This is a genomic window from Leuconostoc inhae (assembly GCF_019656015.1).
GTDB classification, from domain to species: domain Bacteria; phylum Bacillota; class Bacilli; order Lactobacillales; family Lactobacillaceae; genus Leuconostoc; species Leuconostoc inhae_A.
This window is the reverse complement of the sequence record NZ_BPKW01000010.1, coordinates 42,143-56,874: the sequence shown is the minus strand read 5'-3', so window position 1 is coordinate 56,874 and position 14,732 is coordinate 42,143. Positions and strand designations below refer to the sequence as shown.

Annotated in this window: 14 protein-coding genes and 3 tRNA genes; 10 read left to right on the top strand and 7 right to left on the bottom strand. The window is 35.7% G+C overall.

Going from position 1 to position 14,732, the window contains the following annotated elements; genetic code table 11:
* Positions 1–36 precede the first annotated feature (36 nt).
* From K5Q14_RS07155 to K5Q14_RS07140, 4 genes are all read left to right on the top strand, one after another.
* On the top strand, positions 37–1,077 hold the full coding sequence (locus K5Q14_RS07155) for a DUF6287 domain-containing protein (RefSeq protein ID WP_220735123.1): 1,041 nt from the start codon (positions 37–39) through the stop codon (positions 1,075–1,077).
* A gap of 313 nt (positions 1,078–1,390) precedes the next feature.
* A complete protein-coding gene (locus K5Q14_RS07150; RefSeq protein ID WP_220735122.1) occupies positions 1,391–2,245 on the top strand; it encodes a serine hydrolase in 855 nt (284 codons plus the stop codon).
* 172 nt (positions 2,246–2,417) lie between these two features.
* Positions 2,418–2,654 (top strand): TspO/MBR family protein, encoded by a 237-nt coding sequence (locus K5Q14_RS07145; RefSeq protein ID WP_246587603.1) that lies wholly within the window; start codon positions 2,418–2,420, stop codon positions 2,652–2,654.
* Between the two features lie 125 nt (positions 2,655–2,779).
* Positions 2,780–3,190: a group-specific protein gene (locus K5Q14_RS07140; RefSeq protein ID WP_220735121.1), complete on the top strand. Its 411-nt coding sequence runs from the start codon at positions 2,780–2,782 to the stop codon at positions 3,188–3,190.
* 620 nt (positions 3,191–3,810) lie between these two features.
* Here K5Q14_RS07140 and K5Q14_RS07135 read toward each other — a convergent pair.
* Positions 3,811–3,895 (bottom strand) — tRNA-Leu (locus K5Q14_RS07135).
* 319 nt (positions 3,896–4,214) lie between these two features.
* Here K5Q14_RS07135 and K5Q14_RS07130 point away from each other — a divergent pair.
* Both K5Q14_RS07130 and gpmA read left to right on the top strand, forming a co-directional pair.
* Positions 4,215–4,415 carry a cold-shock protein gene (locus K5Q14_RS07130; RefSeq protein ID WP_013103483.1) on the top strand — a complete coding sequence of 67 codons (201 nt, stop codon included), beginning with the start codon at positions 4,215–4,217 and terminating at the stop codon, positions 4,413–4,415.
* A 109-nt stretch (positions 4,416–4,524) separates the two neighbouring features.
* On the top strand, positions 4,525–5,238 hold the full coding sequence (gene gpmA, locus K5Q14_RS07125; RefSeq protein WP_220735120.1) for a 2,3-diphosphoglycerate-dependent phosphoglycerate mutase: 714 nt from the start codon (positions 4,525–4,527) through the stop codon (positions 5,236–5,238).
* 110 nt (positions 5,239–5,348) lie between these two features.
* Here gpmA and K5Q14_RS07120 read toward each other — a convergent pair.
* Both K5Q14_RS07120 and K5Q14_RS07115 read right to left on the bottom strand, forming a co-directional pair.
* Positions 5,349–5,420 (bottom strand) — tRNA-Gln (locus K5Q14_RS07120).
* Between the two features lie 39 nt (positions 5,421–5,459).
* Positions 5,460–5,542, bottom strand: a tRNA-Tyr gene (locus K5Q14_RS07115).
* Between the two features lie 237 nt (positions 5,543–5,779).
* Here K5Q14_RS07115 and K5Q14_RS07110 point away from each other — a divergent pair.
* Positions 5,780–6,448 (top strand): phosphatase PAP2 family protein, encoded by a 669-nt coding sequence (locus K5Q14_RS07110; protein ID WP_220735119.1) that lies wholly within the window; start codon positions 5,780–5,782, stop codon positions 6,446–6,448.
* Positions 6,449–6,500: 52 nt separating this feature from the next.
* Here K5Q14_RS07110 and nrdF read toward each other — a convergent pair whose 3' ends face one another.
* From nrdF to nrdH, 4 genes are all read right to left on the bottom strand, one after another.
* Positions 6,501–7,478 (bottom strand): class 1b ribonucleoside-diphosphate reductase subunit beta, encoded by a 978-nt coding sequence (gene nrdF / locus K5Q14_RS07105; protein ID WP_220735118.1) that lies wholly within the window; start codon positions 7,476–7,478, stop codon positions 6,501–6,503.
* Between the two features lie 5 nt (positions 7,479–7,483).
* Positions 7,484–7,924, bottom strand: a complete 441-nt coding sequence (locus K5Q14_RS07100; protein ID WP_220735117.1) for a class Ib ribonucleoside-diphosphate reductase assembly flavoprotein NrdI — start codon at positions 7,922–7,924, stop codon at positions 7,484–7,486.
* Positions 7,925–8,008: 84 nt separating this feature from the next.
* Positions 8,009–10,180: a class 1b ribonucleoside-diphosphate reductase subunit alpha gene (gene nrdE / locus K5Q14_RS07095; protein WP_220735116.1), complete on the bottom strand. Its 2,172-nt coding sequence runs from the start codon at positions 10,178–10,180 to the stop codon at positions 8,009–8,011.
* Positions 10,181–10,272: 92 nt separating this feature from the next.
* A complete protein-coding gene (nrdH, locus tag K5Q14_RS07090; RefSeq protein WP_220735115.1) occupies positions 10,273–10,503 on the bottom strand; it encodes a glutaredoxin-like protein NrdH in 231 nt (76 codons plus the stop codon).
* A gap of 482 nt (positions 10,504–10,985) precedes the next feature.
* Here nrdH and K5Q14_RS07085 point away from each other — a divergent pair, with 482 nt between their 5' ends.
* The 3 genes from K5Q14_RS07085 (at position 10,986) to hflX (ending at position 14,728) form a co-directional block, all read left to right on the top strand.
* The gene (locus K5Q14_RS07085; RefSeq protein WP_220735114.1) at positions 10,986–12,389 is read left to right on the top strand and encodes a hemolysin family protein; all 1,404 of its coding nucleotides are present in this window, start codon (positions 10,986–10,988) and stop codon (positions 12,387–12,389) included.
* 176 nt (positions 12,390–12,565) lie between these two features.
* Complete coding sequence (locus K5Q14_RS07080) at positions 12,566–13,231, top strand: histidine phosphatase family protein (protein WP_220735113.1); 666 nt, start codon at positions 12,566–12,568, stop codon at positions 13,229–13,231.
* 198 nt (positions 13,232–13,429) lie between these two features.
* The gene (gene hflX / locus K5Q14_RS07075) at positions 13,430–14,728 is read left to right on the top strand and encodes a GTPase HflX (RefSeq protein ID WP_220735112.1); all 1,299 of its coding nucleotides are present in this window, start codon (positions 13,430–13,432) and stop codon (positions 14,726–14,728) included.
* Positions 14,729–14,732: the final 4 nt, after the last annotated feature.

Sequence of the window (14,732 nt, the reverse complement as noted above, 5' to 3'; positions counted from 1 at the left end):
GCCTTTTTTTACGATTACGTCACAAAGGAAAAAATTATGAACAGAAAACTAACATGGTTAATCTCTGGTGCAGTTGTCTTAAGTTTGGGCGTTGTAGGAGTTTATGCAGCAGTAAATCAAATGCCGACACAGCACAGCAGTAAAAAGGCACAACAGGCAAAAAAGCCGGCAACCCGATCAAAAAGCACCAGCACGTCAAGTGAAACCATTAAATCATCATCCTCAACTGCAACAAAAAATAACATTGGTATGAATTTAACGCAAATCAAGGCGAACAATTTTTCAAGCGTTAGCGGCACATGGTCAAACCCAGCCGGCGATACTTTTGTTTTTAGCAGAACAGGTTTACTGTCTCGTTCAAGTTCTGGACAAACTGTACCAAAAGGAAAAGTGTATCTTGATAAAGCCAAAATCGAAGATAGCATGTTAAAAGCAGAGATAGGCGCTGATCCCTTACCAACAGAGGGTGCATCTATGTCAGTTCCACTTTACTTTATTCCAAAAAATGTGACTTTTAGTGGTTCATCTGACAGTTCGCAAGATAGAATTTATTCTGGTCAACAATTTGGTGAAGAAAATATATACACCCTTCAAAAGGAAGTATCAACAACTGATACAAGCGCAATTAATGCATTATCTAATATCGACAAACAAGCCCTGGCACTCTTAGGTCTACCTTCAGGATTTGTATCTGATTATGGTGACCTAACTGTCGACACAATTTTATCAGGCAAATCAAATGTCACAAGTAATGCATTTGATTCAACACACGTCGATGTAAACAATGGCAAAATTACGGATGTGACCTTTTCAGGCGTCGTCATTTCATTAGATGGTGTCAAAAACATCGTGAAGTTGAATAACGTCCCTAGCAATATTGATAATACAACTTATAAGCAAGGTTACTTCACAATTTCTGGTGATGCAATTACTTACAAAAATCAAGGCACACGCGTATCAGGTGTGGAACAAGACGCTGGTGCTGAAACCGTTGGCACCAAAAGTTTGAGCTCATTATATACACAATATAAGGGCGACCCTAAATTTAAACAAGTTAAAAAACTAATCACAGAATAAGGAAAACCTCGCCTATTTTCATAGACACTGAATGCTTTCTTTAAAAAAGTGACAGATTTATTGTGTTATTGTCATAAGTAGCCTAATCACAGAAATGTATTTAGGCTACTTTATTTTTGTGGCGTTTAATATCTTAAATAAAACTATAAGTTAAAAATAATGAACAAGAGAACAAAGTAACTTGTATGTGTTACAAAGTTATTTAGCTGACGTAAACATGGTGAATATGGTACATTAACGGTACCTGTATTAATCGATTTAGTGAAAACGATTAATACAGCAATCTCAAATCAAGAAACCATGGCCCGTCCTCATGAATATTAGAAAAATTAAAAAAGTACTGATGCTTGACAAACAAAAATTAGCCATCGCCGCTGTCATTATTGTTGTTGCACTTGTGCTAGGTGCCTCTACAAATTACGATCAGCAAACAACTCATAATAATAAAACAACAGCCACTAATTTAAATCGACAATTACAACGTACATGGTCCAAAGTCGATACAGATGATATAAAAAACGCTCAAATTGCAGTTTATGACAAAAAAACAGGTAAAGTATATAAATTTACCCATGGTTCTAAAAACAAGTATCCCACTGCTAGCATCATCAAAGTATTTATTCTCACGTATAAAATGTCTCTCGGTGAACTAACCGACGATGACAAAATATTAGCAACACAAATGATTGAAGACTCAGACAATGACGCCACTACTGAAATGACGGTGTCACTCGGTGGTATTTATCAGTTTCCTAAATTATTCCAAAAACTAGATATGAAAAATTCTAACATTAATCAAACTTGGGGATTGACTCAAACAACAGCAACAGATCAGTTGAAATTATTAAATGAACTGTTTTATCGCCATAAAATAATATCTCAATCAGACAGCAATTATATTATTAACTTAATGAATCATGTGAATGAAGATCAAGATTGGGGTATATCCACTGGCGTTAGCGATGACACCGTAGTAGAACTTAAAAACGGTTGGTTACCGCTTAATGATAACTACCAAAATGCAATTGTTAATAGCATCGGACATGTAAAAAATGATAACGTTAATTATACAATCGCCATACTGTCAAACGGCGGCCATACACAAGACGCTGGCATTGATTACGTGAATGCCTTATCCCGAGCGACATATAAAACACTTTCAAAATAAATAATTTCCATTTGATTTGGCATGTTTGTTACATTGCAATTTGTCATAAACTAAAAACAAACTTTGATATAGAAAACAAAGGCGGTTTAACACGAAAAAATATTCTGTCACAATCAAAGCCATATTATTTATTGCCGTTATTCTAGCTCTTGGCACATTATCATCGTTGCGTGTGTCGTGGATCCGTGGTGTGTCAATAGGCACCATATATGATGGGTTGAATTTACCACCACTAGCGCCACCAAAATGGCTTTTTGGACCTGCATGGGGATTACTTTATATTTTACTAGGTATTTATTGTGCTAATCTAAATTTTGTAACAAACAACCGTCAAGCCTTGTATATTTTCATGTATGCTCAATTAGTATTAAATATATTTTGGACAAGCGCCGCGTCAAATTATTATTAGTGCCCTACTTATTATGATTGCTGTTCGCCACATACTTATCAATTTCAGTGTTCTTTTTAAACTAAACTTTCAGCACAAGAATCAAGGTATTATCTATTGATATAATATTGTTCAAGGAAAATGATATGTCTCAAAATAACAAAACAAAATTTTCTATTGCTGGTTCTTTTAAATATTCAAGATTAATTAATAATTTGGCTGATAGGCTAGAAAACCAATCATGTATGCGCACCTACGATTGGACAGTCAATAAAAAAGCTGATTCTATTGACCGATTACATAGGATTGCTAACGAAGAGTTACAAGGAGTTCAGCAATCAGACTTTCTTGTCTTTATCTTTCCAAGTGGTAAAGGATCTAATATTGAATTTGGTATTGCCACTGCTCTAAAGAAAAGAATATATATTTTAGATGTCAATAATGAAATAGAAAATTTTGATCTGACATCTACTTTCTATTTTCTAGATAACGTCAAATCATTTAAAGGCAACCTAGATGATTTTGCAAAGTTCATTATTGATTGTGAAACAAAGTAATTCAGTCCTATAGAAAGCCACGCTCTATTTAAAGAACTTGGTTTAAATGTTAAGAAAAAGTTAAGACAGTTCCGTCCTATCGTTCCAACGTTGTATAATTTATGTACACCAACAAGGGGTGCAACCCTTGTTAGCTTATGCGCGTCATATTAGTTTAAAAATTCCTTTGATTATCATTCCGATATTCAGGGGATTTTTTATTATCAGATAAACAAACCTAATCAAAATTAGATTTGTACAAATAACTAAGTTATAAGCCGTGAGTTTTAATATCCACGGTGGCAACAACTCTAAAACCCATATAACAACGCTAGACACAAACTTCATTGTATTTCTCCCTAGCTTATGCACGTTTATTTGCCTAGGGGTATACAATTCCATCCGTGCTTTTTCAATGACTATCAGTTAATTACGCTCATAACCATAGCTACTATTATAAAATACTATTGTCTTTTCTCGGATAACTTTGATAAATCTTAACAACCACTCTCCTCCTAAGGGTCGTGGTTTTCTTGTGTCTATTTGTGTGAAATGCTATGAAACACAGGGCAACGTTTTCCATAAGAAAAGGCGCTACATAAGGTTTTTGAAACCCTATGCAACACCATGAAATGTGATTATGCAGCTGGCGGGAGTCGAACCCGCACGCCCTTAACGGGCACAGGATCCTTAATCCTGCGCGTCTGCCAATTCCGCCACGGCTGCATGTTTATCTATATTGACAACTATACAATTTTATCGTTAATAAAGCATCTTGTCAAGTTATACAGTTTAATCAAATACTTGATAACAAACTATCTTATTTGGCATTTTTAACACCAAATAAGTACCCTATTCCTTTATTATTGGTCCATATTTATTATTTTTGATTATTTCGCTTGCTTATTTTCACCAGTATGGTAAACTAGGTCTTGTAATAAAAGTTTTTGATTTTGATTTGTTTTTCTCGGAAGGCGCTCAAGTACCAATTATTTAAGTTACAAAATAAAATTATTGGTGGAGCACACCAAAGGAGAAACATATCATGGAAAAAGGCACAGTAAAGTGGTTTAACGGAGAAAAGGGTTACGGTTTCGTAACTCGTGAAAACGGAGAAGATGTATTTGCACACTTCTCAGCTATCCAAGGTGACGGCTTCAAGACTCTTGAAGAAGGTCAAGCTGTTGAATTCGAAGTTGAAACATCAGACCGCGGTTTGCAAGCTGCTAACATCACAAAGTTGTAAGATTAAGTTCTGATACTTTGAAAACTCGCTTAGGCGAGTTTTTTTGTGTCCTCTTTTCGTGGTATAATATAATTGTTAGATTAAACACAAACTAAGGAGTTTAGAATACATGGCTAAGTTAGTATTAATCCGTCACGGTCAAAGTGAATGGAACGCATTAAATTTGTTCAACGGTTGGGTTGACACAAAGTTATCAGATAAAGGTGTTGCCCAAGCTAAAGAAGCTGGTGAGCTATTAGCGTCTGAAGGCATCCAGTTCGATCAAGCATACACATCAGTTTTGACACGTGCAATTACAACATTGCACCTCGCATTAGAGGAGGCTGGACAATTGTTCATCCCTGAAGCTAAGTCATGGCGTTTGAATGAACGTCATTATGGTGCTTTACAAGGACAAAACAAAGCTGAAGCAGCCGAAAAATGGGGTGACGAACAAGTTCACATCTGGCGTCGTTCATACGACGTATTACCTCCATTGCTGGACAGTTATGACGAAACTGTTGAAGTACAAGGAAAAACTTACCCTGCTTTTGATCGTCGTTATGCCGATGTGCCTGAAGGCGAACTACCTTTAGGTGAAAATTTGAAAATTACTTTGGAACGTGTTTTGCCATTTTGGGAATCTGACATTTCAAAAGATTTAAAAGCTGGCAAAAACGTTGTTATTGCTGCTCATGGCAATTCATTGCGTGCCTTAGCAAAGCATCTTGAACATATTTCAGATGACGACATCTTAAATCTTGAAATTGCAAACGGACAACCTTTGGTGTACGATTTAGACAATAATTTAGAAGTTATTTCTAAGAAAACATTAAGTAAGTAACATAAAAACCCGTTAACTTGAACATTTGATTATGTCCAAGTTAACGGGTTTTTATGTTGTAGTTGACAAAACTAAAAAAGAGCCTTTCAGCTCTTTTCTAATTACCTATATTGCCCCTGCTGGATTCGAACCAGCGCATAGCGGTACCAAAAACCACTGCCTTACCACTTGGCGAAGGGGCAATAGTTAATCTTTTTAGCCGTTAACTATTAAATCGGCTATGGGAGCGGTAGGATTCGAACCTACGAACCCGAAGGAACGGAGTTACAGTCCGTCGCGTTTAGCCAGACTTCGCTACACTCCCATATCTCAAACAACTATATAATCATATCAAATTTCAGCACGGTTGACAACCCCTTTCTTCAAATTCTTATAATGACATCATTTTACTGCGTAATTAACAATCGTTAACAACAAATTTTGAATTTACAATCTAAATAAGTAGAATATTATTTATTTGCTACGCCAATAACCTTGTTTATATCAGTATCTTTCATTATACTAGAGTAAGGTAAAAATCCGCATTTGGAGTCGTACAATTATGATCGTATCTATTACAAACAAACAACGCCGGCAAGCAATTATTAGTTCTATCATTGCTGTTGTCTTAGCCATTTTGATTAAATTTAATGTCATTATACCAGTCATGCTTGATAATAGCATACACAGTTGGGTTGCCAATATACAAACCGGCTATGGTGACGTCGTGATGGCTATCGCCACTTTTCTGGGTAATCCTGTAGTTGATGTTGTTTACATACTTATTTTAGCCGGTGTTCTTATTATTGCTAAATTACACATCCCCGCTATTTGGACCATTGCCACTATTATATCAGGTGATGCCGTGATAGCCATAATAAGAGTTATTGTAGGCCGTACACGGCCAGTAGGCCACCTATTGGCTGACAGTTCGTCTTCGTTTCCAAGCACGCATGTCTTTGGATTGTTTATTGTTATATTCATTATGGCAATTCTAGTAACTCCTAACATAAATTCTACCTACACGCAGGTAATAATTAACTGGATTACCATCACAATAGGACTGATGACCATACTAAGTCGCATTTATTTCAACGCTCATTTTTTCAGCGACACCATTGCAGCAGTTTTGTTCGCCTATAGCTGGGTTGTTCTTTGTGCCTCTCTGTACCCAAAACTAGCGATATTTTTACAACATAACATTGCATTATTTAGACACGATGAAATATAAAAAAACCTCTTAATATCATTAAATAATGATATTAAGAGGTTTTATTTTGTATTCAGTTATTGCTAATATTATAATCGTCTTCTTCCATAGCTTCAACTGCACCAAGTAAATAACCATTACCCACACCAGAGAAAAAATCATGATTAGCCGTTGAGGTTGAAATGCCATTCATAACAACCGGGTTGACATCATCCGCACCATCTGGAAACATTGGCTCTTGCCCTAAGTTCATTAGCGCCTTATTAGCATTATAACGTAGGAATGTTAATACTTGCTCTGTCCATCCTAAATCATCATACAATTCATGTGTATATTTTTCTTCATTTTCGTATAATTCATAAAGTAAATCATACATCCAACTTTGTAATTCATTTTTTTCTTCTGCTGGCAGTTGGTTAAAACCAATTTGAAATTTATAACCAATATATGTCCCATGAACAGATTCGTCACGTATGATTAATTTAATGATTTCTGCAACATTTAACATCTTGTTGTGACCTAGAAAATATAACGGTGTATAAAAGCCAGAATAAAACAAAAATGTTTCCAAAAAGACTGATGCTATCTTCTTTTGCAATGGTGATCCAGTCCGATAAATGCCGTTAATACGATTAGCCTTGTATTGCAAGAATTCATTCGTATCAGCCCAATCAAAAATAGCTTCAATTTCTGTTTTTTCATTCAGCGTTTCAAAGATAGATGAATAGGATTTAGCATGAACAGATTCCATAAACTGAATATTATTCAGCACAGCCTCTTCTTTTTGATTGACAACATCTAATTTTAATTGTGCCATGCCATCTTGCGATTGCAATGTATCCAAAGTTGTTAGTCCACCAAACACCAAATTCATCGTTTTGCGTTCTTGATCTGACATATTACCACGCCATGTTTTCAAATCGTTGGAAATTGGAATACGTGTATCGAGCCAAAATTGTTGTGTCAATTTTTCCCAGGTTGCCTTGTCGAGTTCATCTTCAATTGTATTCCAGTTAATCGCTGTATATGAGTTATCTTTTAAATGTTCCATGGGTTTTATTCTCCAAATAAAGGTTTTATTAAGTGATAGGCTTTTTCTGCATCAAATATGCTACCACGTAGTTCATAAGCAAATATCATTGGTACATTAAACTTGTCGGCATAACGTAACGCTGTTAAATTGAATTGTACATTGAAATTACGATTTCCTGATCCAACAACACCTTTTAAATACTGGCTATTACGTCCAAATGATATGTAATCTCCTAAAGCGTTAGTGAAAATTTCCGTCACTTCAGGACCAGTTCCTGTTCCCCCATTCAAATACGTAGGAACAATAGCGACATAGGGTTCTGTCTCATTTGCATACTCTGTCTCATCACCAATCATACGTGCTTCAAGTATATCACTATTTTTTTCAGCCACTGCTTGTAATTTTTCCACAAAAGATTGTGTATTTCCCTCAGTTGAGGTATATAAAACATTGATTTTCATCATAAATAATTAACGCCCTTCAATCACTGCTATGCTGTATGTACAAATAAATCATCTTACCAATAACTAGACGATTTATTTTTAAAACTAAATTGAGCAGCTCTCACATTCATTCACACCTGATTCTTGGTTATCATCGGTAAATGTACGCACATAATATAATGATTTAATACCTTTGTTAAAGGCATAATGACGTAAAATAGTCAAATCACGCGTCGTCATTTTATCTGTTCGACCCTTTTTCCATTCATACAAATCATTTGACAACGTCGAACGCATAAACAAAGTTAATGCCATCCCTTGATCGATGTGTTCCTGAGCAGCAGCATAGATATCAATCACCTTACGCATATCTACATCATACGCTGAAACATAGTAGGGCATTGTTTCATTATTCAAACCAGGAGCTGGATAATAAACTTTCCCAATCATGCCCTCTTGACGTTCTTCTATTCTATTGACAATTGGCAACAATGTTGCTGTTGTATCATTAACATAAGAAATAGAACCTGTTGGCGCAATAGCATGACGATAGGCATTATACATACCATATTTAGCAACGTCAGCTTTTAATTCTGCCCAATCATGTTTTGTTGGGATATTATGTTTAGCAAACGCTGTAACGACTTTTTGTGTACGTGGCGCCCAATCCTTCTCTAGATACTTACCAAAATAAGAACCATCAGCGTAAGTAGATTTTTCAAATTCGAAAAAGGTTTCATGACGTTCTTTAGCAATTGCCATTGAGGCTTTAATTGAATAATAATTCAATGTCATAAAGAACGTTGTTGTAAAGTCCAACGACTCCTCATCACCATAATACATTTTATTTTGAGCAAAGTATGCAGCTAAGCCCATAGCGCCTAGACCAATGGCGTGTTTCTCAGTGTTTCCTTTGGCAATTGACGGCACAACATCTAAGTTTGATGTATCAGACACATATGTTAACGCACGTACCATTGTATCCACTGATTCACCAAAGTTATTTGTTGCCATCATATTAACAATGTTAATTGACCCCAAGTTGCAGCTCACATCTGAACCCAAACGCGTATATTGCTGGCCATTATCTAATTCCGATGGCGTTTGTACTTGTAAAATTTCCGAACATAAGTTGGATGAAATAATTTTGCCAGCAATCGGGTTTGCACGATTAGCAACATCAATATTAATAACATAGGGATAACCAGATTCTTGTTGTAACTTTGATATTTCTTCTTCCAAAAAACGTGCATCAACATGATATTTAGCAATCTTATCGTTAGCCACCATATTATCATATTCAGCTGTAATATCAATATAATTAAATGGCTTGCCATAGACTTTTTCGACATCTACTGGACTAAATAGGTACATCACGTCATTTTTACGTACTAAATCATAAAATTTATCAGGAATTGTTAATCCCAATGATAATGTTTTAACACGTATTTTTTCATCAGCATTTTCTTTTTTTGTTGACAGAAATGCCATAATATCAGGATGAAAAACTGATAGATAAACGACACCTGCACCTTGTCGTGCGCCAACTTGAGAAGAGAAAGTAAAGGAATCTTCCAATAACTTCATGATTGGCACAATACCACCAGCAGAATTAGCAATTCCCATGACTGGGGCACCAGCTTCTCGCACATTTGACACGTTGATACCGACACCGCCACCCATTTTTGATAATTGCAATGCTGAGTTGACTGTTCGACCAATTGAGTTCATGTCATCAGATGTTTGTATAATAAAGCATGACACTAATTCACCACGACGTGCACGGCCAGCATTCAAAAAGCTCGGTGTGGCAGGTTGATAACGTTGATGAATCATTTCATCAGCCAAACGTAATGCTAATTCCTCACGACCATCGGCATAATATAAAGCATTCATTGCGACACGATCGACATAGGTTTCAACGTAATGTTGCCCATCATTTGTTTTCAAAGCGTATTGATTATAAAATTTAAAAGCTGCCATAAATGACTTGAAGTTAAAATGTTGGCTCTCTAAATAAGCATACAATTTCTCAATAAACGTCAAACTATATTTCTCAATAAACGCACGTTCCAAAAAATCATTTTCAAACAACCACTCAAAACGGTCTGCTAATGATTCAAAATGAATAACATTTGGCCAGACATTTTCTTTTAAAAAAGCATCAAGTGCTTCTTGATCCTTTTCGAGCTGAATTTGATTATTTTTAGGAATATTGACTTGATTATTTAAATCAAAATAAGTCACTTGATCTAAGTTAAGTTCTTTTAATGGCATGAATTTTGTCCCCTATACGTCTCACAATTTATGTTTTTAACTGTAATAAAAAAACATCGGTTGATTACCTCACGATGTTAATGTCATTGAGTTTAAGCTGAAATCTGCTTTAATACATCTGGGCGGAAACCAGAGAATTTTGGCATGCCTTCAATTGACACAACTGGTGTTTGACGGAAGCCATCAGCCTTTAGTGTGTCAACATACTCTGTATTTTCTTCAATGTTGATTTCCTTAAACGGAATACCCTGTGTTTCCAAAAACTTTTTTGTCATTTTGCATTGCACGCAATCGTACTTAGTATATACTGTTACTTTCTCCATAAGCGCCTCTTTAGTAATATTTATTATTTTTCATCATGAAATCAAATATCTGCTACTCCTTAGTTTACCTACTTTTTAAAAAATAACAAGGACAATATGCGTCTTCACAAACAATTGTTCGATGTGTACCAATGAATTCAGTCTGTACAAAAGAAATACTACAATTTTTTTCACAAACTAAACATACGAACGTTAAAAACGTTGTCATACCAAAGCAAAACATCTATAGGCACAAATTAAATTTAACATCAAAAAATTATAAAAGTTGCTCAACACCCGTTCTATCAAACTTTAAATATGCTACTCATTAATTTAATTGAGAACCTAAGCGAAATTTTGTTCGATTTTATCTATTATTCGTAAATCGATATCAAAAATTGTTCGTTTTTTTAAAACTTATGATTTTGATAAATGACTTAGCTTTTTCATTATTTTCTGGTATAATAGCGGTTAGTTATACATTAGAAAAGAGGTTTACGAATTTGGATTCTGGTCCGTCTATGCTCCTCAACTTTGTCATTATCGTTGTGGTGTTACTACTCGCTATTTTGTTTACATTAACAGAATATTCTTTGGTTAAAGTACGTCTTAGTGCTTTACGGGATTTGCAGGAAAATCGTGAAAAGCCTTCACGAAATGTCGCAAATGCCATTCACATGGTGACCCATCTAACTGAATATTTATCGACTGCGCAAGTCGGTATTACATTAACAAGTTTAATATTAGGTTGGGTCGGTGAAGAAACTGTCGCTAATATTATCCTAAATTCAGGTGTTTTGCCACCTGAATATGCTCGCGCGGTTGCTTCGGTTTCTGCCATGATTATTTTTACAATAGTTCATGCTGTATTTACCGATTTAGTTCCCAAAAATATCGCTATTGAGTCCCCCGTCAAAGTTTTACTCTTTATTGTCCGTCCTGTGCGTTTTTTCCACATTACTCTTTTCCCAATGATTTGGGCATTAGATCATTTATCAAATGTCATTACACATTTGTTAGGATTTCGTACTGATGGTGAAGAAGACATTTATTCACAAACTGAAATTCTATCTCTATCTAAGAATGCTGCTGCTGCAGGAGAATTAGATGAGGAAGACTTAACGTTTATGCAACGTGCTTTTGAAATGAATGATAAAGTTGCCGTTGATATTATGATTGATCGTACCTCTATGACAGCAATTGATGTCAAAACACCTATTTCTGAGGCACTTAATTTGTATTTGGAAAAACGCTATTCTCGTTTTCCTGTCATTGCAGATAACGACAAAGACAAAGTTTTAGGTTATGTCTTCAACTATGATTTAGTTAGGCAGTCACGCATTAAGGATACTGATCCAGTCTCTAAAATTATGCGTAACATTCCGGCCGTTCCCGAAAATATGGATTTGCATGATGTCATGGATGAAATGATTATTAAGCGCTCACCGATTGCCATTGTTGTAGATGAGTATGGTGGCACAAGTGGTTTAATTACTGATAAAGACATTTATGAAGAGCTTTTTGGTACAGTCCGAGATGAAATCGATGATGTCTCAGATGATTACATCGAAAAACTTGGCGATCATCATTATAAAGTTTCTGGTAAAATGACACTTTATGACTTTGAAAGATATTTCAATCAAAATGTTAAAGAATTAGAAGATAATGATGCGGTCACTTTGACCGGCTATGTATTGAATAAAGATCCTGAATTCCGAACTGGTGATACAATGAAGGTTGCTAATTTTCGCTTAACTGCTTTAGATTATGACAATGCTTATATTTCTCAGTTTACTGTGAAAGTTCTACCTACTCCTAGACAAGATCAAAATGATAATGGTATCTTTGATGAGGACGAGAAGAAACTCAATGAAGAATCCTCGGAAACCACAAATCAACTTAATTAATTCTAAAACCGCTTAAGCGGTTTTTTTGTTCAAGAATTTATGTCAATTAAATGTTAAAATAGAGATAATAAACTTTAGGAGGATCATGTACTTAACTATTCATGATAGATTAAAGCAATACTAACAGATTTAATCTATCATAGTGTTTTACACATGTTATGTACACACCCACAATTATGGCTATTAATCTTTATATTGTTCGACATGGCAAAACTTACTTTAATTTTTTACATCGTTTTCAGGGCTGGTCCGATGCCCCGTTAACCCCAAAAGGCATTCAAAATGGACTTGATGCAGGATCAAGATTAGCTAATATACATTTTGATGGTGTTTACTCTTCTGATTTAACCCGTGCTATCAACACTGCACGCTATATTTTAAAAAATAATACCGCCAATTCTCCCTTTGAACCAAACCAACTATCTGATTTTCGAGAACAATTTTTTGGATCATTTGAAGGCATTGATAGTGAAGCTGTCACAACAACGCTTAGCGCGTATACAACACAAACTTTTGCCACCTACTCAGACCTTATTACAGGTTATGGCATGGCAGAAACGATGAACACAATTCGATTAGCTGACCCCTTCACTTTTGCAGAAAATGATGAACAATGGTGGGCACGGGTATCTCACGGCTTTGATGATATTCGTAACCGACACCAGGATGGCGACAATGTGCTCATCGTATCTCATGGTACAACGATTCGCGGCATTGCAGAAAAATTAAACCGACGTGATCTTTCAAGTAACGCTGTTAAAAATGGTGCCCTAATGCAAATCGAATTACTGCCAAATTCAGCAACCATCTCTCGCTTTAATGATGATACAACTGTCTTTTAATGGACAATATCTTCAAAAACTGTTACACTAACATTAACTTAGATAAAGGAAGTGCAGTGCATTGTTGACTAAATTTTAAGATTTCGCATACGAAGATAACTTGATTATTTTTGTGTGTCCGTCTTGGGATTGGTTTGCAATTTTGCCTTCAACACGTCAAAATGCCCCCAGTCTCACATACACTGGAGGTATTTTTTTATGACACAGCAACACTCAAATATTGACACACCCCGCCAGGTTTTTCTAGTCGGATTAACCACTAACAATACTAACTTAACTTATGAATTAGAAGAATTGGCAAATCTGACTACCGCCAATAACTTAGAACCAGTTGAAACATTTACACAAAAGCTGGAAAGACCTAATCCTGCGACCTATTTTGGTAAAGGAAAAGTCGAAGAATTAGCTGAAGCTGTTAAAAGTTATGATGTTGATATGATCGTTGCAAATGACGAGTTATCCCCTTCACAGATTCGCAACTTAGAAAAGGCAACAAACGCAACTGTACTTGACCGTACAGGATTGATTTTAGATATTTTCGCACAACGTGCGCAAACAAAAGAAGCCAAATTACAAGTTCAGTTAGCCAGACTACAGTACCAACTTCCTCGCTTACGCACAAGTATGTCTGTGAGTTTAGATCAACAAACTGGTGCTGGTGGTGGCGGCTTTACTTCTCGTGGCTCAGGTGAAACCAAATTAGAAGAATCACGTCGGCGTATTACAGCACAAATGGTTCATATTCGTCAAGATCTGTCTGATTTAACAACGGGAGATAGTACACGATCTGCCCGTCGTCATGAAAATGACCTACCAAATGTTGCCCTCGTTGGCTATACGAACGCGGGAAAATCAACTTTAATGAATCGTCTACTTGACCAATTTGGTGTCGGATCTGAACTATCAGAATCTAAACAGGTTTTCGAAAAAGATATGTTATTCGCCACTTTGAATACGACAGTTCGACAATTAACTTTACCAGATAAAAAGCAATTTTTATTGAGCGACACTGTTGGTTTTGTTTCAAAATTGCCACACAATTTAGTGGCAGCTTTTAAGTCAACTTTGCAAGAAGCTGCAAATGCTGATCTTTTGTTACATGTTGTCGATGTATCTGATGAACATTACAAAGACATGATGGCAACCACTGAAAAAACACTATCGGAAGTCGGCGTAACTGATGTCCCTATGATTACAATTTACAACAAAGCTGATCGTACTGAACTAGTCTATCCTGAATTATCAGGAGAAAACGCCATTACGATTTCAGCGCTAGATTCAGACTCTCAAATAGCATTAATTGATTTAATTAAACAACACATATTTAACGATGTTGAAACAGTTACTTTAAAAATCCCTTTTGATCAAGGTGCTATACAAGCTCAATTAGCATCTAAACATACTTTTTTAAGTGAAACTTATGATGAAACAGGGGCACTTTTAACTGTTGAACTTTCAAAACTTGAACGTGAATTATTTACCAAATATACTGTTTAGCTTG

Coding starts and splice junctions, on each gene's coding strand:
- K5Q14_RS07155 (WP_220735123.1), top strand. CDS start 37: ATGAACAGAAAACTAACATGGTTAATCTCTGGTGCAGTTGTCTTAAGT.
- K5Q14_RS07150 (WP_220735122.1), top strand. CDS start 1,391: ATGAATATTAGAAAAATTAAAAAAGTACTGATGCTTGACAAACAAAAA.
- K5Q14_RS07140 (WP_220735121.1), top strand. CDS start 2,780: ATGTCTCAAAATAACAAAACAAAATTTTCTATTGCTGGTTCTTTTAAA.
- K5Q14_RS07130 (WP_013103483.1), top strand. CDS start 4,215: ATGGAAAAAGGCACAGTAAAGTGGTTTAACGGAGAAAAGGGTTACGGT.
- gpmA (WP_220735120.1), top strand. CDS start 4,525: ATGGCTAAGTTAGTATTAATCCGTCACGGTCAAAGTGAATGGAACGCA.
- K5Q14_RS07110 (WP_220735119.1), top strand. CDS start 5,780: ATGATCGTATCTATTACAAACAAACAACGCCGGCAAGCAATTATTAGT.
- nrdF (WP_220735118.1), bottom strand. CDS start 7,478: ATGGAACATTTAAAAGATAACTCATATACAGCGATTAACTGGAATACA.
- K5Q14_RS07100 (WP_220735117.1), bottom strand. CDS start 7,924: ATGATGAAAATCAATGTTTTATATACCTCAACTGAGGGAAATACACAA.
- nrdE (WP_220735116.1), bottom strand. CDS start 10,180: ATGCCATTAAAAGAACTTAACTTAGATCAAGTGACTTATTTTGATTTA.
- nrdH (WP_220735115.1), bottom strand. CDS start 10,503: ATGGAGAAAGTAACAGTATATACTAAGTACGATTGCGTGCAATGCAAA.
- K5Q14_RS07080 (WP_220735113.1), top strand. CDS start 12,566: ATGGCTATTAATCTTTATATTGTTCGACATGGCAAAACTTACTTTAAT.
- hflX (WP_220735112.1), top strand. CDS start 13,430: ATGACACAGCAACACTCAAATATTGACACACCCCGCCAGGTTTTTCTA.